Annotated in this window: 21 protein-coding genes; 19 read left to right on the top strand and 2 right to left on the bottom strand. The window is 67.5% G+C overall.

Features of this window, described 5'->3' with window-relative positions:
- Positions 1–48 precede the first annotated feature (48 nt).
- The 18 genes from AC5RV3_RS16840 to tuf all read left to right on the top strand — a co-directional run bounded on the left by AC5RV3_RS16840 (position 49) and on the right by tuf (position 19136).
- Positions 49–804 carry an IclR family transcriptional regulator gene (locus AC5RV3_RS16840; protein ID WP_494123073.1) on the top strand — a complete coding sequence of 252 codons (756 nt, stop codon included), beginning with the start codon at positions 49–51 and terminating at the stop codon, positions 802–804.
- Between the two features lie 179 nt (positions 805–983).
- A complete protein-coding gene (locus AC5RV3_RS16835) occupies positions 984–2171 on the top strand; it encodes a 4-hydroxybenzoate 3-monooxygenase (protein ID WP_494113020.1) in 1188 nt (395 codons plus the stop codon).
- Positions 2172–2240: 69 nt separating this feature from the next.
- Entirely contained in the window at positions 2241–3086 is an 846-nt protein-coding gene (gene pcaH / locus AC5RV3_RS16830) for a protocatechuate 3,4-dioxygenase subunit beta (RefSeq protein ID WP_494123072.1), read from the top strand.
- Complete coding sequence (gene pcaG, locus AC5RV3_RS16825; protein ID WP_494123071.1) at positions 3086–3658, top strand: protocatechuate 3,4-dioxygenase subunit alpha; 573 nt, start codon at positions 3086–3088, stop codon at positions 3656–3658. The genes pcaH and pcaG overlap by 1 nt, the downstream gene beginning before the upstream one ends.
- Before the next feature lie 6 nt (positions 3659–3664).
- Positions 3665–5101, top strand: coding sequence for a lyase family protein (locus tag AC5RV3_RS16820; RefSeq protein WP_494123070.1), 1437 nt, complete (start codon positions 3665–3667; stop codon positions 5099–5101).
- The gene (locus AC5RV3_RS16815; protein WP_494123069.1) at positions 5098–5892 is read left to right on the top strand and encodes an alpha/beta fold hydrolase; all 795 of its coding nucleotides are present in this window, start codon (positions 5098–5100) and stop codon (positions 5890–5892) included. Before AC5RV3_RS16820 ends, AC5RV3_RS16815 begins: the two co-directional genes overlap by 4 nt.
- Positions 5893–5936: 44 nt before the next feature.
- Positions 5937–6365 carry a 4-carboxymuconolactone decarboxylase gene (gene pcaC, locus AC5RV3_RS16810; protein WP_494123068.1) on the top strand — a complete coding sequence of 143 codons (429 nt, stop codon included), beginning with the start codon at positions 5937–5939 and terminating at the stop codon, positions 6363–6365.
- A gap of 202 nt (positions 6366–6567) precedes the next feature.
- Complete coding sequence (locus AC5RV3_RS16805; RefSeq protein ID WP_494123067.1) at positions 6568–7779, top strand: thiolase family protein; 1212 nt, start codon at positions 6568–6570, stop codon at positions 7777–7779.
- Positions 7780–7791: 12 nt separating this feature from the next.
- Entirely contained in the window at positions 7792–8481 is a 690-nt protein-coding gene (locus AC5RV3_RS16800; RefSeq protein ID WP_494113026.1) for a 3-oxoacid CoA-transferase subunit A, read from the top strand.
- A complete protein-coding gene (locus AC5RV3_RS16795; RefSeq protein WP_494123066.1) occupies positions 8478–9122 on the top strand; it encodes a 3-oxoacid CoA-transferase subunit B in 645 nt (214 codons plus the stop codon). Before AC5RV3_RS16800 ends, AC5RV3_RS16795 begins: the two co-directional genes overlap by 4 nt.
- Positions 9123–9137: 15 nt before the next feature.
- A complete protein-coding gene (locus tag AC5RV3_RS16790) occupies positions 9138–9929 on the top strand; it encodes an IclR family transcriptional regulator domain-containing protein (RefSeq protein WP_494113028.1) in 792 nt (263 codons plus the stop codon).
- A gap of 64 nt (positions 9930–9993) precedes the next feature.
- A complete protein-coding gene (locus AC5RV3_RS16785) occupies positions 9994–10725 on the top strand; it encodes a class E sortase (RefSeq protein WP_494123065.1) in 732 nt (243 codons plus the stop codon).
- A gap of 373 nt (positions 10726–11098) precedes the next feature.
- Positions 11099–12214, top strand: a complete 1116-nt coding sequence (locus AC5RV3_RS16780; protein ID WP_494123064.1) for an LPXTG cell wall anchor domain-containing protein — start codon at positions 11099–11101, stop codon at positions 12212–12214.
- An 80-nt stretch (positions 12215–12294) separates the two neighbouring features.
- A complete protein-coding gene (locus AC5RV3_RS16775; protein WP_494123063.1) occupies positions 12295–14385 on the top strand; it encodes an acyltransferase family protein in 2091 nt (696 codons plus the stop codon).
- Positions 14386–14682: 297 nt separating this feature from the next.
- Positions 14683–15057, top strand: a complete 375-nt coding sequence (gene rpsL / locus AC5RV3_RS16770) for a 30S ribosomal protein S12 (RefSeq protein WP_127511055.1) — start codon at positions 14683–14685, stop codon at positions 15055–15057.
- A 1-nt stretch (position 15058) separates the two neighbouring features.
- Complete coding sequence (rpsG, locus tag AC5RV3_RS16765) at positions 15059–15529, top strand: 30S ribosomal protein S7 (protein WP_127511056.1); 471 nt, start codon at positions 15059–15061, stop codon at positions 15527–15529.
- Between the two features lie 64 nt (positions 15530–15593).
- Positions 15594–17708, top strand: coding sequence for an elongation factor G (gene fusA, locus AC5RV3_RS16760; RefSeq protein WP_494113033.1), 2115 nt, complete (start codon positions 15594–15596; stop codon positions 17706–17708).
- A 237-nt stretch (positions 17709–17945) separates the two neighbouring features.
- Positions 17946–19136: an elongation factor Tu gene (gene tuf / locus AC5RV3_RS16755; protein ID WP_493940539.1), complete on the top strand. Its 1191-nt coding sequence runs from the start codon at positions 17946–17948 to the stop codon at positions 19134–19136.
- 184 nt (positions 19137–19320) lie between these two features.
- Here tuf and AC5RV3_RS16750 read toward each other — a convergent pair whose 3' ends face one another.
- Positions 19321–19701: a VOC family protein gene (locus AC5RV3_RS16750; protein ID WP_494123062.1), complete on the bottom strand. Its 381-nt coding sequence runs from the start codon at positions 19699–19701 to the stop codon at positions 19321–19323.
- Positions 19702–19818: 117 nt separating this feature from the next.
- On the opposite strand from AC5RV3_RS16750, the gene AC5RV3_RS16745 reads away from it, so the two are divergent.
- Positions 19819–19953 (top strand): hypothetical protein, encoded by a 135-nt coding sequence (locus AC5RV3_RS16745; RefSeq protein ID WP_493989355.1) that lies wholly within the window; start codon positions 19819–19821, stop codon positions 19951–19953.
- Between the two features lie 38 nt (positions 19954–19991).
- Here AC5RV3_RS16745 and AC5RV3_RS16740 read toward each other — a convergent pair whose 3' ends face one another.
- A complete protein-coding gene (locus AC5RV3_RS16740) occupies positions 19992–21503 on the bottom strand; it encodes a GH1 family beta-glucosidase (protein WP_494123061.1) in 1512 nt (503 codons plus the stop codon).
- Between the last annotated feature and the right edge of the window lie 199 nt (positions 21504–21702).

The raw sequence follows: 21702 nt of genomic DNA, 5'->3' as shown, positions 1-21702 counted from the left end.
TCGACCCCGTGGCGCCGGCGGACGAGGCACACATGAGATTCTAGGGGCATGGCCAATTCCCCGTCCGGTGACTCGATGCTGGACCGGCTGGTGCGCATCCTGTCTGCGTTCGAGCCGGACAAGCCTGCGATGAACGTCGCCACGCTCTCCCGCCGGGCGGATGTGCCGCTGGCTACGACCTACCGGCTGGTGGATGAACTGTCCCGCCACGATCTGCTGACGAAGGAAGGCCCCGGCGAGATCCGGCTGGGGCTCCGGCTGTGGGAGCTGGCCAACCGGAGTTCGCCGGCCGTCGACCTGCGGCAGGCCGCCATGCCGTTCATGGAGGACATCCAGTCCGTGGTGCGCCAACACACCCAGCTGGCGGTGCTGCGCGATGACGAAGTCCTGGTGATCGAGCGGCTCTCCAGCCGCGGCTCGGTGGTGAACCAGGCCCAGATAGCCGGCCGCATGCCGGTGCACCGGACCTCGATGGGAATGGTGCTGCTGGCCTACTCACCCAACCACGTCCAGGAGTCCTACCTGACCCGGCACCCGGAGGCCGTGACATCGGCTGACCCGGTTTCCTTTGACCTGCGCCGCCACCTGGCCGACATCCGCAAGCGGGGCTACGCCGCGTTCGACGGGCGCATCGACGTGGACACCACCGGCATCGCCGTCCCCGTGCTCGGTCCGGCCGGCCGCCCGTTGGCTGCCCTCGGCGTGGTGGTGCCGCTGGGCTTCGAGAACTTCCACGCCGTGGTCCCGGCGCTGATGACTGCGGCACGCGGCATCTCGCGCGCCATGGGCGTGGCGCTGCCGTGACCGAGACGGCGGGCGGCGCACGGCATCTCCGCCCTGGGCCTGGCGCTGCCGTAAGCGGAGCAGCGGCAACCATCGCCGTCGTAATTCTCATTCAATAAGAACACCTGGGCGGAACGCGTGTCGCGGGGCTCACACTGGAGGAAGACATGGCTTCCTCTTTGACTCCAGGAGACTCACCTATGGCGCAAGCGCAGATCATCAAGACCAAGGTTGGAATCGTCGGCGGGGGACCGGCCGGCCTGATGCTCAGCCACCTGCTGGCCCAGCAGGGAATCGACAACCTCGTGGTGGAATCCCGTGACCACGACACCATCCACAACACCCACCGGGCCGGCATCCTGGAGGCGGGCTCGGTCAAGATGCTCACCGACACCGGCGTCGACGGCCGGGTGCTGACCGAGGGCGACGAGCACGCCGGCATCGATCTGCGCTTCAACGGAGAATCGCATCCCCTGGACTTCAAGGACCTGGTGGACGCCACCGTGACGCTGTACGCGCAGAACGAGGTCTTCCTGGACCTGGCCGCTGCCCGCCGGCGCGACGGCGGCGACGTGCGCTACGAGGCTCAGGTCACCGAGGTGCTGGACCTGGAGACCACCACGCCCAAGTTCCGGTTCACGGACAAGGACGGCGCCGCCTTCGAGGTGCACTGCGACATCCTGGTTGGAGCCGATGGCTCCCGCAGCTTCTGCCGCCGCGCGGTGAAGGGGGAGCAGGACTACAAGATCGAGTACCCGTTCGCGTGGTTCGGGATCCTGACCGAGGCCCCGAAGAGCGCCCCGGAACTGATCTACGCGAACTCGCCGCACGGCTTCGCGCTGATCTCCCAGCGCAGCGAGACGGTCCAGCGCATGTACTTCCAGTGCGATCCGGCCGAGAACGTGGACGACTGGAGCGACGACCGGATCTGGGCGGAACTGCAGAAGCGGGTCGACGGACCGGACGGCTTCCAGCTGAAGCAGGGACCGATCTTCGACAAGACCGTGCTGGCCTTCCGCTCCTTCGTGCGGGAACCGCTGTCCCACGGGCGCATGTTCCTGGCCGGCGACGCCGGACACACGGTGCCGCCCACCGGCGCCAAGGGCCTGAACCTGGCCTTCGCGGACGTCAAGGTGCTCTTCGAGGCCATCGACTCGTTCTACTCCACCGGCAGCGACGCGCTGCTGGAGGGCTACTCCGACCTGGCGCTGGAGCGGGTCTGGAAGGCGCAGAACTTCTCCTACTGGATGACCAGCATGCTGCACACCCGCGAGGATGCCTCGCCGTTCGAGACCAAGCGCGCGCTGGGCGAACTGGCCACCGTGACCGGTTCCCGCTTCGGGCAGCAGTACCTGGCCGAGTCCTACACGGGCTGGCCGCACAAGTAGCCGCTCCGCCCGCACCACCCCGGGGCGCAAACCCTGAACCATTCACAGCCACAACGGAAAGGAGTCCCGATGAGCGACGCTAAAGCTCAGGACGAGGCTTTCGAGGACGAGACGTTTGACGACAGCCACCTGCTGGATCCCGCCGCCACCGCGGATTCGCAGGAGAAGATCAGCCAGGAAATCGCCGACAGCCACGAGGCGTACCGGAAGGCCGTGGAGGCCGGGGGCGCCGAGGAAACGCAGCCGCGCATCGACTTTGCGCCGTACCGCTCCTCGCTGCTGCGCCACCCCACCAAGGACCTGCACCACGCGGACCCGGAGACCATCGAGCTGTGGAGCCCGGCCTTCGGCGAGCGGGACGTGCACATCCTGGAGTCGGACCTGACCATCCAGCACAACGGCGAGCCGCTCGGCGAGCGGATCGTCGTGCAGGGCCGTGTCCTGGACGGCGACGGACGCCCGGTGCGCAACCAGCTGGTGGAAGTCTGGCAGGCCAACGCCGCCGGACGTTACGTGCACAAGCGCGACCAGCACCCGGCCCCGATCGACCCGAACTTCACCGGCGTGGGCCGCTGCATCACCGGGCCCAACGGCGAGTACAAGTTCACCACCATCAAGCCGGCCCCGTACCCGTGGAAGAACCACCACAACGCCTGGCGCCCGGCCCACATCCACTTCTCGCTGTTCGGCACGGACTTCACCCAGCGCATGATCACCCAGATGTACTTCCCGGGCGACCCGCTGTTCCCGCTGGATCCGATCTACCAGTCGATCACCGACGAGTCGGCCCGCGACCGCCTGGTCGCCACCTACGACCACTCGATCACCAGCCACGAGTGGAACACCGGCTACCGCTGGGACATCGTCCTTTCCGGCAGCAACCGCACATGGATGGAAGAAGGCGAGGAGCACTGATGAGCGAGTCCACCACCAAACTGGTGCCCACCCCGGGCCAGACCATCGGCCCGTTCTACGGCTTCGCGCTGCCCTACGAGAAGGACAGCCAGCTGGTCCACCGCGCGCACGCCGGAGCCATCCGGCTGCACGGCGTGGTCTACGACGGCAACGGCGCCGTGATCCCCGACTCCATGCTGGAGATCTGGCAGGCCGACGAGCACGGCAAGATCTCCCGCGAAACCGGGTCCCTGGTCCGCGACAACCACACCTTCACCGGCTTCGGCCGGGTGGCCGTGGACAACGTGGGCCACTACACCTTCACCACGGTCAACCCGGGTGCCACCGAGCCGGGCAAGGCCCCGTTCATCTCCATGGTGGTCTTCGCCCGCGGCCTGCTGAACCGGCTGTTCACCCGGATCTACCTGCCGGAGGACACCGAGGCGCTGGCAAACGACCCGCTGCTGTCCTCGCTGCCGGAAGAGCGGCGGAACACGCTGATCGCCGAGCGCGAGCCCAACGGCGACCTCCGCTTCGACATCCGGCTGCAGGGCGAAGGCGAGACCGTCTTCCTGAGCTACCCGGGAATTTAGGAACACATGAACCCAGCGGACCACGCTGATTTCGGGCTGCTGTCCCCGGCTTCGGCCGGGACAGCAGCGTCCCGTTTAACCAGCGACTACCAATTCATCCAGGTCATGCTCGACGTCGAGCTCGAATGGACCCGCGTGCTGGCCGACGCGGGCAGGGTCCCGGCGGAAGCCGTCCCGGCCGTCGAGCAGGCCGCGCATGCGGACCTGTACGACGCCGCGGGGCTGGCCGAGCGGGCACAGGGCGGCGGCAATCCGGTCATCCCGCTGCTGGCCGACCTGCGGGCGGAGATCAAAAAGCACGACCCGGCTTCCGTTCCGGCGATCCACCAGGGCGCCACCAGCCAGGACATCCTGGACAGCGCCCTGATGCTGATGGCCCGCCGCGCGCTGGCCGGAATCGTCACCGACCTCAAGTCAGCCGCCGCGGCCCTCGGACGGTTGGCGGACGAACACCGCGCCACCGTCACCGTGGCCCGCACGCTGACCCAGCATTCGCTGCCGTCGACGTTCGGGCTCAAGGCCGCCAACTGGCTCTCCGGCGTGGCCCAGGCCGGTATCCGGTTGGAGCAGGTGGCCGGCGGGCTGCCGCTGCAGTGGGGCGGTGCGGCCGGCACCATGGCGGCGCTCACCGACCTGGCCAACCGGCCCGCCAACCCGCCGGCGGAGGGCACCGGGCAGGACGACGACGGCGGTGCGCTGGCCCTGGCGGCCCGCCTCGCCGGGCGGCTGGGGCTGGCCGATCCGGTGGCGCCGTGGCAGACCAACCGGCTGCCGGTTACGGCGCTTGCCGCCGCGCTGGCCGACGTGCTGGCGGCCGCCGGGAAGGTCGCCAACGACGTGCTGCTGCTGAGCCGGCCCGAGCTCGGCGAGGTCTCCGAGCCCGCCGCAGACGGCCGCGGCGGCTCCTCGGCCATGCCGCAGAAACAGAATCCGGTGCTGTCCGTGCTGATCCGCAGCGCCGCCCTCGCCGCTCCCGGACACCTGGCCCAGGTCCAGGCCGCGGCGGCCGGGGCCATCGACGAGCGGCCGGACGGTTCCTGGCACGTGGAGTGGCAGGCGCTGCGCCAGCTGCTCCGGCTGGCCGGGGGGGCGGCGGCCAAGCTGGCCGAACTCTCCGACGGGCTGGTGGTCCGCCCGGAGACGATGCGCCGGAACCTGCAGATCACCGGCGACCTGGTGGTCAGCGAACGCGTCATGGCCACGGTGGCGCCGATGCTGGACGGCGGGACCCCCGGCGCCGGCAAGTCCAAGGTCCAGAGCCTGGTCAACCAGTCGCTCGCCGGCCAGGGCAGCCTGGCGCAACTGCTGCGCGAAGCTGTGCCGGGCGAGGTCCTGTCCGACCCGGCGCTTGCCGAACTGCTGGATCCGGCCGGGTACACCGGCCAAAGCAGCGAACTGATCGACCGAATCACGTCCCACTACGCAGAATGGAGCCATTCGTGACCGTTCCCGACATCACCCCCACCCTGCTGTCCGACGGCAAAGGCAGGCCGGTGCTGCTGGCCGGCGCCGGACTGGGCACCGGCGCCAAGGCGCTCTGGTCCGACGCCGTGGAGCACCTGCAGGACTTTCAGGTAGTGGGCGTTGACCTGCCCGGCCACGGGGCGAGCCCCGCCTCGACCGGACCGTTCACCATGGCCGAACTGGCCCAAGGAGTCGTGGCGATGCTGGACAAGCTGCGCGAAGCCGGCGACATCGACGCCGCGGCCAAGGTGTACTTCGCCGGCGTCTCGTTGGCCGGTGAACTGGCCCTGCAGCTGGGCCTGGACTACCCGGACCGCTTCGCCGGCCTGGGCGTGGTGTGCTCCGGCGCCAAGATCGGCGAGCCGGAGGCGTGGCTGGAGCGCGCGGAAACCGTGCGCACCGCGGGCACGCCCACGATGGTGACCGGCTCGGCGCAGCGCTGGTTCGCGCCGGGCTTCATCGAGAAGCACCCCGAGCGCACCACCCGGCTGCTGCACACCCTGCAGAACGCCGACCGCTTCTCCTACGCCCACGCCTGCGAGGCCCTGGCCGGCTTCGACGTCCGCGAACGGCTCGGTGAAATCGGGACCCCGGTGATCGCCATCGCCGGGGCGGTGGACCAGGTGTGCCCGCCCGGGTTCGCCGAAGCAGTGGCCGCGGGCGTGCAGAAGGGGAGCTCCGCCGTCGTCGACGGGGTGGCCCACCAGGCACCCGCCGAAGCACCGGGGGAAACCGCGGCGCTGCTGCGCGATTTCTTCCTGGCCGCCTGAACGGCAGCCGGACCCATGACTGAACTACCCAAGGAGTACACGCCGTGAGCGACAACCGCAGCTTCGATCCTGCCAAGACACAGCAGGAGGTTTACGACGAGGGCATGGCCGTGCGCCGGCAGGTCCTCGGCGATGCCCACGTGGACCGCGCGAACAGCTCGATCGATGACTTCACCCAGGACTTCCAGGAACTGATCACCCGTTACGCCTGGGGGACCATCTGGACCAGGGAGGGGTTGCCCCGCACCACGCGCAGCGCCATCACGCTGACCGCCATGATCGCCAGGAACCACTGGGAGGAATTCGCCATGCATGTCCGGGCGGCGCTGACCAATGGCATGACCCGGGACGAGATCAAGGAAGTGGTGCTGCAGTCGGCCATCTACTGCGGCGTTCCGGACGCCAACGTCGCGTTCAAGGTGGCCAAGGGCGTCTTTGCCAGCCTTGACGAGGATCACAAGGGCTCGATATAGTTCATATGACGTACATGCGTTCGTAAAGCGAACACCTCGGCGAAGACCGGAAGCCGCCCCCGCGGCGGTCCCGCGCCGAACGGCAAGTTGCTGCGCGGACCCCCGTGTCGACGGAGCGGTCCGGTCCAGCCTGAGCGCTGGACCGGGCCGTTTGCTGTAACCGAAAAGCGCACGCCCCAAGTGCGCCGCGAAGGAGCCTCGAATGAACCAGGCATATTTGTATGACGCCGTCCGCACCCCCTTCGGCAAGTTCGGCGGTGCGCTCGCAGGTGTCCGACCGGACGACCTGGCGGCCGAAGTCGTCAAGGCGGAAGTTTCCCGGGCCCCCGGCCTGGACCCGGAGCGCATCGACGAGGTGATCTTCGGCAACGCCAACGGCGCCGGCGAAGAGAACCGGAACGTCGCGCGGATGGCCACGCTGCTGGCGGGCCTGCCCACCTCCATCCCGGGCACCACCGTGAACCGGCTGTGCGGCTCCAGCCTGGACGCCGCGATCATCGCCTCCCGGCAGATCAATGCCGGCGAAGGCGACCTGGTGCTGATCGGCGGCGTCGAGTCGATGAGCCGGGCGCCGTGGGTGCTGCCAAAGACCGAGAAGCCCTACCCGGCCGGCAACATGACGCTGGCGTCCACCACGCTGGGCTGGCGCCTGGTGAACAAGAAGATGCCCCAGGAATGGACCGTCTCCCTGGGCGAGGCCACCGAACAGTTGCGCGAGCGTCACGGCATCACCCGCGAACGGCAGGACGAGTTTGCCGCCGCCTCGCACCGGCTGGCCGACGAGGCCTGGAACGCGGGCAAGTACGACTCGATGGTGGTGCAGGTTCCGGGCACCGACCTGGCCCGCGACGAGTCCATCCGCCCCACCAGCACCGTTGACGTCCTGGCCGGGCTGAAGACCGTCTTCCGGCCGGTGGGCGACGGCCCCGAGGGCGGCACGGTCACGGCCGGCAACGCTTCGCCGCTGAACGACGGCGCTTCCGCGGCCTGGCTGGGCAGCGAGGCCGCCGCCGGGCTGCTGGGCACCGAACCGCTGGCCCGGATCGCCGGCCGCGGCGCGTCCGCCCTGGACCCGCAGTTCTTCGGGTTCGCGCCGGTGGAGGCCGCCAACCAGGCCGTCAAGCGGGCCGGCATCAACTGGTCCGATGTCGCCGCCGTCGAGCTTAATGAGGCCTTCGCCGCGCAGTCCCTGGCCTGCATCGACAACTGGGACATCGACCCGGCGATCGTGAACGCCTGGGGCGGTGCCGTGGCCATCGGCCACCCGCTGGGCGCCTCGGGCATCCGCATCCTCGGCACGCTGGCCCGCCGCCTGCAGGAATCGGGCGACCGCTGGGGCGTGGCCGCCATCTGCATCGGCGTCGGCCAGGGCCTCGCCGTCGTGCTGGAAAACGTCAACTCAACCAAGAACTAAGGAGGTAAGCGAGTGGCTACATTCGCTGCTACTGCCCAGGACGCCGTGGCCGGCATCCAGGACGGCGCCACCGTGCTGATCGGCGGCTTCGGCAACGCCGGCCAGCCGATGGAGCTGATCGACGCGCTCATGGACTGCGGCGCCACCGACCTGACCGTGGTGAACAACAACGCCGGGCAGGCGGACGCCGGCCTGGCGCTGCTGATCAAGGAGCGCAGGGTCAAGAAGATCATCTGCTCCTTCCCGCGCCAGTCCGACTCCTGGCACTTCGACACGGCCTACCGCGCCGGCGAGATCGAACTGGAGCTGGTGCCGCAGGGCAACCTGGCCGAACGTATCCGCGCCGCCGGCGCCGGGATCGGCGGCTTCTTCACGCCCACGGGCTACGGCACCATGCTGGCCGAAGGCAAGGAAACCCGCATGATCGACGGCAAGGGCTACGTGCTCGAGACCCCGATCCACGGCGACGTCGCGCTGATCAAGGCGCTGACCTCCGACAAGAAGGGCAACCTGGTCTACCGCAAGACCGCCCGCAACTTCGGACCGATCATGGCCGCCGCCGCCAAGAAGAGCATCGTCCAGGTCTCCGGCATCGTGGAGACCGGCCAACTGGATCCCGAGGTCATCGTGACTCCGGGCATCTACGTGGACACCGTCGTCGAAATTGCGCCGCAGGTCGCAGAGGGAGAGGCAAACCAGTGAGCGAGAAACTCAGCCGCGAAGACCTGGCCAAGCTGGTGGCCCAAGACATCAAGCCCGGTTCCTTCGTCAACCTCGGCATCGGCCAGCCGACGTCCGTCTCCAATTACCTGACCGCGGAGCAGGACATCACCCTGCACACGGAGAACGGCATGCTGGGCATGGGCCCGGAGGCGCAGGGCGACGAGATCGACCAGGACCTGATCAACGCGGGCAAGGTCCCGGTCACCGAGGTGCCGGGGGCTTCCTACTTCCACCACGCCGACTCCTTCGCCATGATGCGCGGCGGCCACTTGGACGTCTGCGTGCTCGGCGCGTTCCAGGTCTCCGCCACCGGCGACCTGGCGAACTGGCATACCGGCGCACCCGATGCCATCCCCGCCGTTGGCGGTGCGATGGACCTGGCGACCGGGGCCAAGGATGTCTACGTGATGATGTCCCTGTTCACCAAGGACGGCAAGCCGAAGCTGGTTCCGGAATGCACCTACCCGCTCACGGGCGTGGGCTGCGTCACCCGCATATACACTAATGACGCGGTCTTCCTGATTACGGAGGAAGGCGTGCGCGTGCGCGAAACGTTCGGAACCACGCTTGACGAACTGCAGTCCAAGATGGACATCAAGCTGCTTCCGCCCACCGAGTAACTGCAAAAAGGAACCATGACCGAGACCAAGACGCCGGGCGACCAGTTCGTCCAGTCGCTGGCCCGCGGATTGACCGTGATCAGGGCCTTCGACGCCGACAACGTCACCATGACGCTCAGCGAGGTCTCCAAGAGGACCGGCCTGACCCGTGCCACGGCGCGGAGGTTCCTGCACACCCTGGTCGACCTGGGCTATGTGCGCACGGACGGCCGTGTCTTCGAACTCACCGCTCTGGTGCTCCAGCTGGGGTATTCCTACCTCGCCGGGCAGAGTCTGCCCCAGCTGGTGCAGCCATTGCTGGAGGAGCTTTCCGCGGAGCTGCATGAATCCACCTCCGCGTCGATTCTCGACGGCGATGAGATCGTCTACATCGCCCGCATCCATACCCGGCGGATCATGACCGTGGGCATCATGGTGGGCACACGCTTCCCCGCCTACGCGACGTCGATGGGCCGCGTGCTGCTCGCCGGCCTGCCCGCCGGCCAGCTGGAGGACTATCTGGCCTCCGCCGACCTGAAGCCGCTGACGTCACGGACCATCGCCGACCCGGACAAGCTCCGGGCGGAGCTGGACAAGGTGCGGCGCCAAGGATGGGCCCTGGTGGACCAGGAGCTGGAGATCGGGCTGCGCTCCGTGGCGGTGCCGGTGCTGCATCCGGACGGTTCCGTGGCCGCCGCGTTGAACATGTCCATGCAGGCATCGCTGGCAGACGGCACCCGGGACGTGGACGCCGTCGTCGCGGAAGCCCTGCCGAAGCTCCAGGCCGCCGCCGCCAAGATCACCGACGCGCTGCGCGCCCAGCAGTAGGCCCGCCCGGGCGTTGGCCACGCGGCCATCAGGAATTTAGTTCCCCCCAGGGAGGATCGCTTACATGGGAACACGCAGAACCGCCGGTCCGCTCCGAACTGCCGCCGGCCTGGCGGGCGAACTGCTCGTGACCATCGGGGGCATCCTCCTCCTCTACGTCATCTGGCAGCTGTGGTGGACCAACGTGGACGCCCAGGCGGCGCAGCAGGGCGCAGTCACCAGCCTGTCCCGGCAGTTCGCAGGTCCCACCAAGCCCGCCGCTGCCGCGGACTTCGGGCCGCCGCAGCCAGGCGAGCCGCCCGGGGACGGGGAGACCTTCGGCATCGTCTACATCCCGCGCTTCGGCGACGACTTCTCCGTGCCGGTCTCCGGGGGAGTGGGTCCCGAAGTCCTCGATTCGCTGGGCCTGGGCATGTACGCCGGGGCAGCGATGCCGGGGGAGGTCGGGAATTTCGCGGTGGCCGGCCACCGGCAGACCTACGGCAAGGTCCTGGACAGAATCGATGCGCTCCGCCCCGGGGACCGCATCCATGTGCGTACTGCCGACGGGTACTTCAGCTACGTCTTCGAGGAGTACACCATCGTGACGCCGGACCGGACAGACGTGCTGCTGCCCGTACCGGAACAACCCGGGGCCGAACCGGTCAGAGCGATGATGACGTTGACAACCTGTCATCCGAGGTTCGGCGACAAGGAGCGTTACATCGCCTACGCCGCGCTGGACTCCTGGCGCCCCGCCGACGCCGGACCGCCCGCCGACATCGCCGGTCTGGTCGCCGCGCAGTCAGGAGCCTGAGGTGTACGCCTGGATCTTCCGGAACCTGCCCGGCCCGCTCGCCGTGCGGCTCCTGCTGTCGCTGATGCTGCTGGCGGCGGCCGTCCTGGTGCTCTTGGAGTTCGTCTTCCCGTGGATCAGTTCCCTCGGGCTGCTGGAGGGCGAGGCAACACTCAGCCCGGACCGGGATAAGACGGGCTTGGGTCGGACGGGGCGGGACCATCGCGGTTGCCGGCGGAACCCGTACACGACGTGTCGGTTAGCAGAATGTGTCCTGGATCATTTATATTTCTGCCAGGGCCGGTAGATGCCGGCCGATGCAGGGCGCCTAAGCAATCGGATCGGCGCGATATCCGCCCTGCCAGGTCAGCCGAGTTGGGGACAGGACATTCACGTGACATCACGACTGCGCGCTGCGCTGCTCACCGGCACCGTTGCCGCCGCCCTCGCCCTGGGCAGCGTTCCCGCCCACGCTGGCACCCAGGATCCGGCCGGACAGCAGGCCCCCGGCTCCGGAGAATACGCGCCGGCGCCCGGCGCGGACACTGGTGCGGTCGGGACAGCCGCGTCGGAGGCGGCCCCGGCGGCCGCGACCACTCCGGCCGAAGATACTCCCGCTCCCGCGCCGGTTTCGGCGGAGCCGGAAGAAGCCCTGGCAGGCACCGTGGTTACCCTGCTGGTCGAGGCCCCCGCAGCGGATAACGAGGGCGGGCCGTTGGACGGCGCCGACGGCACCGCCGGGGCCGTGGGCCCGATCGATGCCGGCGCGGGTGGGGAAGCGGCGGCCTCCGCGGAAGATGCCTCGGCCGAGGAATCAACTCCGACATCGGCCCCGGAACCCATGCCCAATACTCCCGCCGCCGATACTCCCGCCGCCGAGCCGGCTGCCACTGCAGCGGAGCCGGCCACGGAGGTTGCGCCCGCTCCTCCAACGACGAAACCCGCTCTGGTCGAGCCCATAGTGGTGGGCGGACGCACCCTGACCCACAGCGACTTCAACATCCCGGATGACATCGCCGCCGCGGACGAAGAGACCGTCATGCGCTGGATGGAGGAGAACATCGACCTCGTGCTCGAGTCCGAGGGCATGCAGTACCTGATGGACCTCATGCTGGACTACCTGATGGCGGGCGACCTGGACGGCCTGGCCGCCATGATCCGCGAAATGAGCGCCTCCGATCCCGCTGCGGGGGAGGAACTCATCCTGTGGATGTACGAGATGTTCGAAGGCATCGGAGAATGGCCCGGGGACTTCGGCGAGTGGCCGGTTGTCGACGAGCCCGCATCGGGTCAACCGGCCAAGGAAACAGTCGTCAGCCCGGCCAGCCCGATCGTGGCTCCGGCCGCGCTGCCCCTGCCGGCAGCACAGTCGGACGTGCCGCCGGTGACCGTCCCGGCCAGTGCACTGGCAGAAACCGGTGCCGCCGGCACCGTCTGGCTGGCCGCGGGTGGAATGGGCCTGTTGCTGCTAGGCTCCGCCCTCATCTCCTGGCGGCGCCGAAGCGCCTGAGGTAGCCGTCCCGGTCCTGCCCCCGGACGTTCACCCCGCCGCCAACTGTCGTTGACCTTGGCATGGATGAATGTCCTGCGATGGATCCTGAGACACAGCGGCGGAAATTCCTGCCCGAAATTCAAGCCCTGCGCGCCCTTGCGGTGCTGTTGGTGGTGGCCTACCACCTGGAGCCGCGCTGGCTGCCCGGCGGGTTCGTCGGAGTGGACGTTTTCTTCGTCATCTCCGGCTTCCTGATCACCGGCCATATGCTCCGCGAGGCGGCGGCCACCGGCACGCTGTCCCTGCGCTCATTCTGGGCGGCCCGCATCCGGCGCATCCTGCCCGCGGCGCTGCTGACCATCGCCGTCGTACTGGCGGCCACGCTGGTGCTGCTGCCCATGAGCCAGTGGGAGCGCATCGGGGGCCAGGCGCTGGCCTCCACCCTTTATGTCCAAAACTGGGTCCTGGCCGCCGGATCCGTCGACTACCTGGCGGCGACCGAGACGCCGACACCGCTTCAGCACTTCTGGTCCCTGGCCGTCGAGGAACAGTTCTATCTGCTGTGGCCGCTGCTGGTCTTGCTGGCCGTCTTCGCGGTGCGCCGCAGGCGGCAGCGCCGCCCGGTAACGGCGCGCCGCCCGGGGGAGGAGCCGGTGGCACGGACGGCCGCCGCGATCTTCGCCGTCGTCGTCGCAGCGTCGCTGGCGTACGGCATCTGGGCCACCGCCGGCGGCAGCCCGGCCGCCTACTTCATCACCCCCACCCGGATATGGGAGCTTGGGCTGGGCGGGCTGCTGGCCGCCCTGCACCAGGACCCGCGGCGCTGGCCCTACTTGCGCAGCATCCTGGCGGCAGCCGGACTGGCCGCCATCGTGGCCTCGGCGTTCCTCTTCAACGGCAGCACGCCGTTCCCCGGGGCGGCGGCACTGCTGCCGGTGCTGGGCACCGTCGCCGTCATCGCTGCCGGACGGACCAGCGGCCCGCTGTCCCTGCACCGCCTGGTGGACTGGCGGCCTGTCCAATGGACGGGGAACGTCTCCTACTCGCTCTACCTCTGGCACTGGCCCCTGATCGTGTTTTTCACGGCCCTGGCCGATAAAGAACCCGGGCCGGCCACGAGCCCGCTGCTGCTGGCCTGTTCCTTTGGCCTGGCCGCCCTGAGCTATTACTTCGTGGAAACACCGGTGCGTCGCTTTGGCTGGTTCAGTGCCAGCGCCTGGCGGCCGCTCGCCGCGGGTGCCGCGGCCACCGCGCTGGTCTGCACGCTAGCCTTCGTGCCGGCCAACCAGCAGGAACGGATCCTGGCCCAACGCGCTGAGGCGACGTCCGCGCTGCTGGCGGCCCCGCCGCCGGGCTTCGGGGTTGCCTCGATGTCGGAGGAGGGCCACCGCGCCTTCGCCACCGAGACACCGTTGGTGGTCCCGGATCCCGCCCGGGCCGGAGCCGACCAGTCCGGCCTCGGCGATTGCGCCGTCAAGTCGATGGCGACCGAGACCAAGGAATGCACCTTCGGGGACCCGGAGGGTGACTTCACCCTGGCGCTGGTGGGGGACTCGCACGCGGGCCACTGGTTCAAGGCCCTGGAGCCTGTTGCCCGGGAACGGGGGTGGCGCCTGCTCACGTATATCCATAATTCCTGCCCGTTTAGCGCGGAGCAGCGCAAGCTGGAAGCCAAGGGGGAATCCGTCTGCCAGGGGCCCAACGAACAGACCATGGAACGGCTGACGTCCCGCGGCGACGTGGACGCGGTCCTCACCTCGTACTATGCGGAGTCTTCCTTCGTCGACTCCGGCACGGGACAGCGGCCCGGCGCGGCGGGCTTCGCCGAGTACTGGAACGAGCTCGCCGACGCCGGCGTCGACGTGTACGCGTTGAAGGACACGCCCCGCCCGCGTGAGGGCGCCATCGCCCGGGACTGCGTGGCGGTGAACTACGAGGACCCGGCCGAATGCGGCCAGCCCCGGAGCGACGGGCTCGACGGCAAGGACCTCACCGAAGATGCCGCCAGGCTGGCGCCGCGGACGCAGGTCATCGACATGTCGGCACACTTCTGCGACCGGGAGACCTGCCCCGCGGTGATCGGCAACGTCCTGGTGTACCGGGACCTCAACCATGTCTCGGGCACCTACATGAAGACGCTGGCCAAGCCGCTGGAAGCCGCCCTGCTGCTGGCCATGGAACGGTCATGACGCCGCGGACAGGCCGCTGTGCAGCGGCCGGGCAGCCGCCGGGCCACCCCGTCGTCCGCGGGCCGCATTCTCTGATAGACTTTTCTTCGATTGTTTTTGTGTGGCAGTGGATGAAGGCCGTTCCGTATAAAACCGGGACGGGGCCTGTTTCCGGTCCGCGGGGTTCTTGCGCGGAGAATGCCACACTTTTGCACGCCTACGGTCGCTTCAATTCGGCAGCGGGTGCGAAGACGACCGACAGTGCCTGGCCCTGCAAGTGAGGCGGGGCAAAGCCCGAGAAAAACGGAGAACACGAAAGTGCCTACGATTAACCAGCTGGTCCGCAAGGGCCGCTCACCCAAGGTCAATAAGACCAAGGCGCCTGCCCTCAAGGGCAGCCCGATGAAGCGCGGCGTTTGCACCCGCGTTTACACCACCACCCCGAAGAAGCCGAACTCTGCGCTCCGCAAGGTAGCCCGCGTCAAGCTCGCCGGCGGCATCGAAGTGACTGCCTACATCCCCGGTGTGGGCCACAACCTGCAGGAACACTCCATCGTGCTGGTGCGCGGCGGCCGTGTGAAGGACCTGCCCGGTGTCCGCTACAAGATCGTCCGCGGCGCCCTCGACACCCAGGGTGTCAAGAACCGCAAGCAGGCTCGCAGCCGCTACGGCGCGAAGATGGAGAAGAAGTAATATGCCTCGCAAGGGTCCGGCCCCCAAGCGGCCGCTAGTTGTAGATCCCGTCCACGGTTCCCCGTTGGTGACCCAGCTGATCAACAAGGTTCTTGTTGACGGCAAGAAGTCCACCGCAGAGCGCATCGTTTACGGTGCCCTCGACGGTGTGAAGGCCAAGTCCGGCGGCGATCCCGTTGCCGCCCTGAAGAAGGCCATGGACAACGTCCGCCCGACCCTGGAGGTCCGCTCCCGCCGCGTCGGCGGCGCCACCTACCAGGTTCCGGTTGAGGTCAAGCCGGGCCGTGCCACGGCCCTGGCCCTGCGCTGGCTGGTCGGCTACTCGAAGGCCCGCCGCGAGAAGACGATGACCGAGCGTCTCATGAACGAGATTCTGGATGCGTCGAACGGTCTCGGTGCCGCTGTGAAGCGTCGCGAAGACACCCACAAGATGGCCGAGTCCAACAAGGCCTTCGCCCACTACCGCTGGTAAAGAGCAGGTACGACGACGGCGCTAACCGCCGTCGTCGTACCCCTCACCTACAAAGGGAGACATTGTGGCACTGGACGTGCTAACCGACCTCACGAAGGTCCGCAATATCGGCATCATGGCCCACATCGATGCCGGCAAGACCACCACTACGGAACGCATCCTGTTCTACACGGGTGTGAACCACAAGCTCGGCGAAACTCACGACGGTGCGTCGACGACCGACTGGATGGAACAAGAAAAGGAACGCGGCATCACCATCACCTCCGCCGCGGTGACCTGCTTCTGGAACCAGAACCAGATCAACATCATCGACACCCCGGGCCACGTGGACTTCACGGTGGAGGTTGAGCGTTCGCTGCGCGTCCTCGACGGTGCTGTCGCTGTCTTCGACGGCAAGGAAGGCGTGGAGCCGCAGTCCGAGACTGTGTGGCGCCAGGCCGACAAGTACGAGGTTCCCCGCATCTGCTTCGTCAACAAGATGGACAAGCTGGGCGCCGACTTCTACTTCACGGTGGACACCATCATCAAGCGCCTCGGCGCCAAGCCGCTGGTCATGCAGCTGCCGATCGGTTCCGAGAACGACTTCATCGGCGTCGTCGACCTGCTGACCATGAAGGCCATGGTCTGGGAGGGTGACGCCAAGGGCGACGTTTCCATGGGTGCTGCCTACGAGACCCGGGAGATCCCCGAGGATCTGCAGGCCAAGGCCGAGGAATACCGCGCGCAGCTGGTGGAAGCCGTTGCCGAGGCATCCGAGGAACTCATGGAGAAGTACCTCGAAGGCGAAGAGATCTCCATCGACGAGCTGAAGGCCGGCATCCGCAAGATGGTCGTCAACTCGGAGATCTACCCGGTCTTCTGTGGTTCTGCCTTCAAGAACCGCGGGGTGCAGCCGATGCTGGACGCCGTCATCGATTACCTGCCGTCCCCGGTCGACGTTCCGTCGATGATCGGGCACGACCCCAAGAACGAGGAAATCGAGCTGACCCGCAAGCCGAACGAGGACGAGCCGTTCTCGGCCCTGGCGTTCAAGGTTGCGGCGCACCCGTTCTTCGGCCAACTGACCTTCATCCGGGTGTACTCGGGCAAGGCCACCTCCGGAACCCAGCTGCTGAACTCCACCAAGGGCAAGAAGGAGCGCATCGGCAAGCTGTTCCAGATGCACGCCAACAAGGAGAACCCGGTGGATGAGGTGCACGCAGGCCACATCTACGCGGTGATCGGCCTGAAGGACACCACCACCGGCGACACCCTGTGCGCCGTCGACGCCCCGATCGTCCTCGAGTCGATGTCCTTCCCGGAGCCGGTGATCTTCGTGGCCATCGAGCCGAAGACCAAGGGCGACCAGGAGAAGCTTTCCACCGCTATCCAGAAGCTCTCCGCTGAGGACCCGACGTTCACCGTTTCGCTGAACGAAGAGACCGGCCAGACCGAAATCGGCGGCATGGGCGAGCTGCACCTGGACATCCTGGTGGACCGCATGCGCCGCGAGTTCAAGGTCGAGGCCAACGTGGGCAAGCCCCAGGTGGCCTACCGTGAAACCATCAAGAAGGCTGTCGAGAAGGTCGACTTCACCCACAAGAAGCAGACGGGTGGATCCGGCCAGTTCGCGAAGGTCCAGGTTTCCTTCGAGCCGCTGGACACCACCGACGGCACCTTCTACGAGTTCGAGAACAAGGTCACCGGCGGCCGTATTCCGCGCGAATACATCCCCTCGGTCGACGCTGGCATCCAGGATGCCATGCAGCTCGGCATCCTGGCCGGCTACCCGCTGGTCGGCGTCAAGGCCATCCTGCTCGACGGCGCATACCACGACGTCGACTCTTCGGAAATGGCCTTCAAGATCGCTGGTTCCCAGGTCTTCAAGGAAGGCGCACGCCGCGCCAACCCGGTCCTGCTCGAGCCGCTGATGGCCGTCGAAGTACGTACCCCCGAGGAATACATGGGCGACGTCATCGGCGACCTGAACTCCCGCCGTGGACAGATCCAGTCCATGGAGGACGCTAGCGGCGTGAAGGTTGTGCGCGCTAACGTTCCGCTTTCCGAGATGTTCGGCTACATCGGCGACCTGCGTTCCAAGACGCAGGGCCGCGCGGTGTACTCGATGCAGTTCGAAAGCTACTCTGAGGTCCCGAAGGCTGTTGCCGACGAGATCATCCAGAAGACGCGCGGCGAGTAAAACCAATGGTGGCGGGTCCTTATCCGTAGGGACCCGGCACCCCGTGCGGGCGGCCGGTCGGCTCACGCAGCCGGCAGCCCGCACAACCCACTGACGGAACCGCGCAAGTTTTTGCCGGTACCTGACGGAACCAGTAATTTCACCAAACACAAAAGCCCGAAGTAGACTTGTTCAAGTTTCGGCCGTGACAATCGCGTCCGAAGAGCAAATCTTCTCAACACGTTCTAGGAGGAACCCGTGGCGAAGGCAAAGTTCGAGCGGACTAAGCCGCACGTCAACATTGGCACCATCGGTCACGTTGACCACGGTAAGACCACGTTGACCGCTGCCATTTCCAAGGTGCTTGCTGACAAGTACCCCGATCTCAACGAGCAGCGTGACTTCGCAGCTATCGACTCTGCCCCGGAAGAGCGCCAGCGCGGTATCACCATCAACATCTCGCACGTCGAGTACCAGACCGAGAAGCGCCACTACGCACACGTGGACGCCCCCGGCCACGCTGACTACATCAAGAACATGATCACCGGTGCCGCCCAGATGGACGGCGCAATCCTGGTGGTTGCCGCGACTGACGGCCCGATGGCCCAGACCCGCGAGCACGTTCTGCTGGCCCGCCAGGTTGGCGTTCCGACGCTGCTGGTGGCCCTGAACAAGTCGGACATGGTTGAGGACGAGGAACTGCTCGACCTGGTCGAAATGGAAGTCCGTGAGCTGCTCAGCTCGCAGGAGTTCGACGGCGACAACGCACCGGTCATCCGCACTTCCGGCCTGAAGGCCCTGGAAGGCGACGCCCAGTGGGTTAAGTCCGTCGAGGACCTGATGGACGCCGTTGATGAGTACATCCCGGACCCGGTCCGCGACAAGGACAAGCCGTTCCTGATGCCGGTTGAAGACGTCTTCACCATCACCGGCCGCGGCACCGTGGTGACCGGCCGCGCCGAGCGCGGTACCCTCGCCATCAACTCCGAGGTCGAGATCGTCGGCATCCGTCCGGTGCAGAAGACCACCGTTACCGGTATCGAGATGTTCCACAAGCAGCTCGACGAAGCATGGGCAGGCGAGAACTGTGGCCTGCTGCTGCGCGGTATCAAGCGCGAAGATGTGGAGCGCGGCCAGGTTATTGTGAAGCCGGGTTCGATCACCCCGCACACCGACTTCGAGGCCAACGTCTACATCCTGTCCAAGGATGAAGGCGGCCGCCACAACCCGTTCTACTCGAACTACCGTCCGCAGTTCTACTTCCGCACCACCGACGTGACCGGCGTTATCACCCTGCCGGAAGGCACCGAAATGGTCATGCCGGGCGACAACACTGAGATGACCGTTGAGCTCATCCAGCCGATCGCCATGGAAGAGGGCCTCGGCTTCGCTATCCGTGAAGGCGGCCGCACCGTTGGTTCGGGCCGCGTCACCAAGATCACCAAGTAACTCTGTGATCTGCTGACCGGAGATTTCCGGTCGGAGGCAAGAGAACCCCCGCCGTCCCAGGACGGCGGGGGTTCTCTCTTTTAACTTTGCGGGCCGAGGGCGAAGCGGAGGGCCCCGTCAACCGCGGTGGTGTACCTCCGGTGAGGGTGGCCGGGACGCGCCGGCCGCCCTGTTCGGGCCGGGTTCAGATGTTTTGGTGCAGGCAGAGGATGTTGCCCTCCGAGTCCGGGAACCAGGCGCAGCGCTGGTGGCCGGTGACAGCGATGTGGTTGACGGTTTTGAGGCCCGGCAGGTCGTAGTCCGCGAAGTCGACGCCGCGGCTGGCCAGTTCGGACATCTCGGTCTCCAAGTCGGCAACCTCGAAGCTGATCGAGGTGTGGTCCGACGTGTCCGCGTCCGGTCGGACGATGAGTTCTACCGCGGTGGAGCCGTCGCTGGAGAACAGGAACGAGTCCTCTCCGAGCGGGCCGGCAGGCTGCAAGCCGAGGGAATTTTGGTAGAACGCGCGCGCCCGGTCCATGTCCTTCACGGGCAGGACCGTCGTCATGGTGTGGGTGCTGAGCATGGTTGTCCGGCTTTCTGGGAGCGTCTGCGGTGGACACTCCCAGAATAGTCGTGGCCGCGGTCCCGGGGATTGGGGGACGACCACGAATTTTGACCGGCAACCAGTAGGATCGGAACCATGGAATGGCTTATCGTGTGGATCGTCCTGGGCCTGGTCGCCGCGGTGGTCGGAGCGGTGTCCTGGGGCAGGCGGTACTTCCGGCATGAACTCGACCGTGCCCGCCGGATCCGGCGCGCCAACGGCGGGCGGTAGCCCAAGACGCCTGCGGTATCGAAGGCACCGGCGGGACGTCAGGCCTGACTCGGTGCGGCCACCGCCGTCGCAGATTGCCCGGACGCCGTGCCTGCGCCGGCACGACGACGCCGCGCTGCCACATCCTTCAGCCAGTGGAAGGAGGCCTTGCGGATCCGCTGCTGGGTGGCGAAGTCCACGTACACGAGGCCGAAGCGCTGGCTGTACCCTGCCGCCCATTCGAAGTTGTCCATCAGGGTCCAGACGAAGTAGCCGCGCAGGTCGATGCCGGCCGCGGGCCCGTCCGGTGCCGTCGCGGTGAGCGCGGCCTCCAGATGCGTGGCCAGGTAGTCGATCCGCCGCACGTCGGCAACGGACGGCTCCTTGGTCAGCGCATCGCGGACCACCACATCCTTGAAGCTGGCGCCGCCCTCGGTGATGTAGACCGGCGGCAGGTTGGGGTAGCGCTCCGCCATTTGGGCCAAGGCAACCTGCAGGTAGTCGGGTGCCACGGGCCAGCCGAATTCTGTCCGTTCATAACCCGGCCACGCGGCCAGATGGAACGGCAGGTCGCCGCCCTGCTCCCAGAGCAACTCGGGCAGGCCCTCGGGGATTGCCTCCGGACCGGTCAGCGGCCCCGGTCCGATGCCTATCCTGGTGGGGAAGTAGTAGTTCAGCCCGTAGAAATCCAGCGGCTGGCTCATTACCGCCAGGTCTTCGTCCGGAATCTCGCGCAGGTACTGGAGCGCGGGTTTGAGCACCGGGTTAAAAGTCGGGTAGCGGCCCAGCAGGACGGGGTCCGAAAACATGCCGTTGTGCAGCACATCGAACAGTTCCACGAGCACGTCGTGGGCCAGGCCTTCCTTGGCGCCGACCACGGGGGAGTAGACGTTGGTGATGCCGGCCTCGCCCGCGATCCCGCCGGCCCGCAGGGCCGAGAGGCTGAGCCCGTGCGCGAGGATGAGATGGTGCGCGGCGGGCAGGGCGTCGAACAGCCCGGCCTGGCCGGGCGCATGGACTCCGAGGCCGTAGCCGTTGAGGGTGACGGTGGTCGGCTCGTTGATCGTCACCCAGCGGTCCACCCGGTCGCCGAACTTGTCCGCCGCGATGGCCGCGAAGTCGGCCAGCCGGTAGGCCGTATCCCGGTTCAGCCAGCCACCCGCATGCTCCAGCGGCAGCGGGGTGTCCCAGTGGTAAAGCGTGCACATCGGTGAGATGCCCCGCGCCAGCAGTTCATCCAGCAGGCGGTCGTAGAAATCGATGCCCTGCTGGTTGACTGGCCCCTGTCCGCCGGGCTGGATCCGCGGCCAGGACAGCGAGAACCGGTACGAGTCCACGCCGAGCTCCGCCATCAGCCCGACGTCCTCCGGCATCCGGTGGTAGTGGTCGCAGGCAGCATCCGCCGTCGCGCCGCCGGCTATCCGCCCGGGCTCATGCGAGAACGCGTCCCAGCCGGACGGCCCGCGGCCGTCTTCGGCCACGGCGCCTTCGATCTGGAACGCCGCCGTCGCCACGCCCAGGGTAAAGTCGGACGGGATCAATGCCGCCAGGCGCCCGCTGTCCATTGCCATTCGCTGTCGTCCTCCATAAAACCTGGTCCTCCCGCATTGCGGGGCCCGCTGGAGCGGGCTGGCACCAGCATCGCACTGCCGGCAGGTCCGCGCCATAGCGGCGCAGCCGCCGCGCGTCCGGATGGAAGCCCGACGGCGGGGAGCAGCTGCCGACGGAGGGGTGCAGCTGCCGACGACGGCGGCGGGAACCTGCCGCCCG

It is taken from the genome of Arthrobacter sp. Y3221114 (assembly GCF_059092625.1).
The sequence above is the reverse complement of the archived record's forward strand: the minus strand, read 5'-3'. Positions and strand labels throughout refer to the sequence as shown.

Coding starts and splice junctions, on each gene's coding strand:
- AC5RV3_RS16805 (WP_494123067.1), top strand. CDS start 6,568: ATGAACCAGGCATATTTGTATGACGCCGTCCGCACCCCCTTCGGCAAG.
- AC5RV3_RS16775 (WP_494123063.1), top strand. CDS start 12,295: ATGGATCCTGAGACACAGCGGCGGAAATTCCTGCCCGAAATTCAAGCC.
- AC5RV3_RS16820 (WP_494123070.1), top strand. CDS start 3,665: ATGAACCCAGCGGACCACGCTGATTTCGGGCTGCTGTCCCCGGCTTCG.
- AC5RV3_RS16840 (WP_494123073.1), top strand. CDS start 49: ATGGCCAATTCCCCGTCCGGTGACTCGATGCTGGACCGGCTGGTGCGC.
- AC5RV3_RS16740 (WP_494123061.1), bottom strand. CDS start 21,503: ATGGCAATGGACAGCGGGCGCCTGGCGGCATTGATCCCGTCCGACTTT.
- pcaG (WP_494123071.1), top strand. CDS start 3,086: ATGAGCGAGTCCACCACCAAACTGGTGCCCACCCCGGGCCAGACCATC.
- AC5RV3_RS16750 (WP_494123062.1), bottom strand. CDS start 19,701: ATGCTCAGCACCCACACCATGACGACGGTCCTGCCCGTGAAGGACATG.
- AC5RV3_RS16835 (WP_494113020.1), top strand. CDS start 984: ATGGCGCAAGCGCAGATCATCAAGACCAAGGTTGGAATCGTCGGCGGG.
- AC5RV3_RS16790 (WP_494113028.1), top strand. CDS start 9,138: ATGACCGAGACCAAGACGCCGGGCGACCAGTTCGTCCAGTCGCTGGCC.
- AC5RV3_RS16785 (WP_494123065.1), top strand. CDS start 9,994: ATGGGAACACGCAGAACCGCCGGTCCGCTCCGAACTGCCGCCGGCCTG.
- rpsG (WP_127511056.1), top strand. CDS start 15,059: ATGCCTCGCAAGGGTCCGGCCCCCAAGCGGCCGCTAGTTGTAGATCCC.
- AC5RV3_RS16745 (WP_493989355.1), top strand. CDS start 19,819: ATGGAATGGCTTATCGTGTGGATCGTCCTGGGCCTGGTCGCCGCGGTG.
- pcaH (WP_494123072.1), top strand. CDS start 2,241: ATGAGCGACGCTAAAGCTCAGGACGAGGCTTTCGAGGACGAGACGTTT.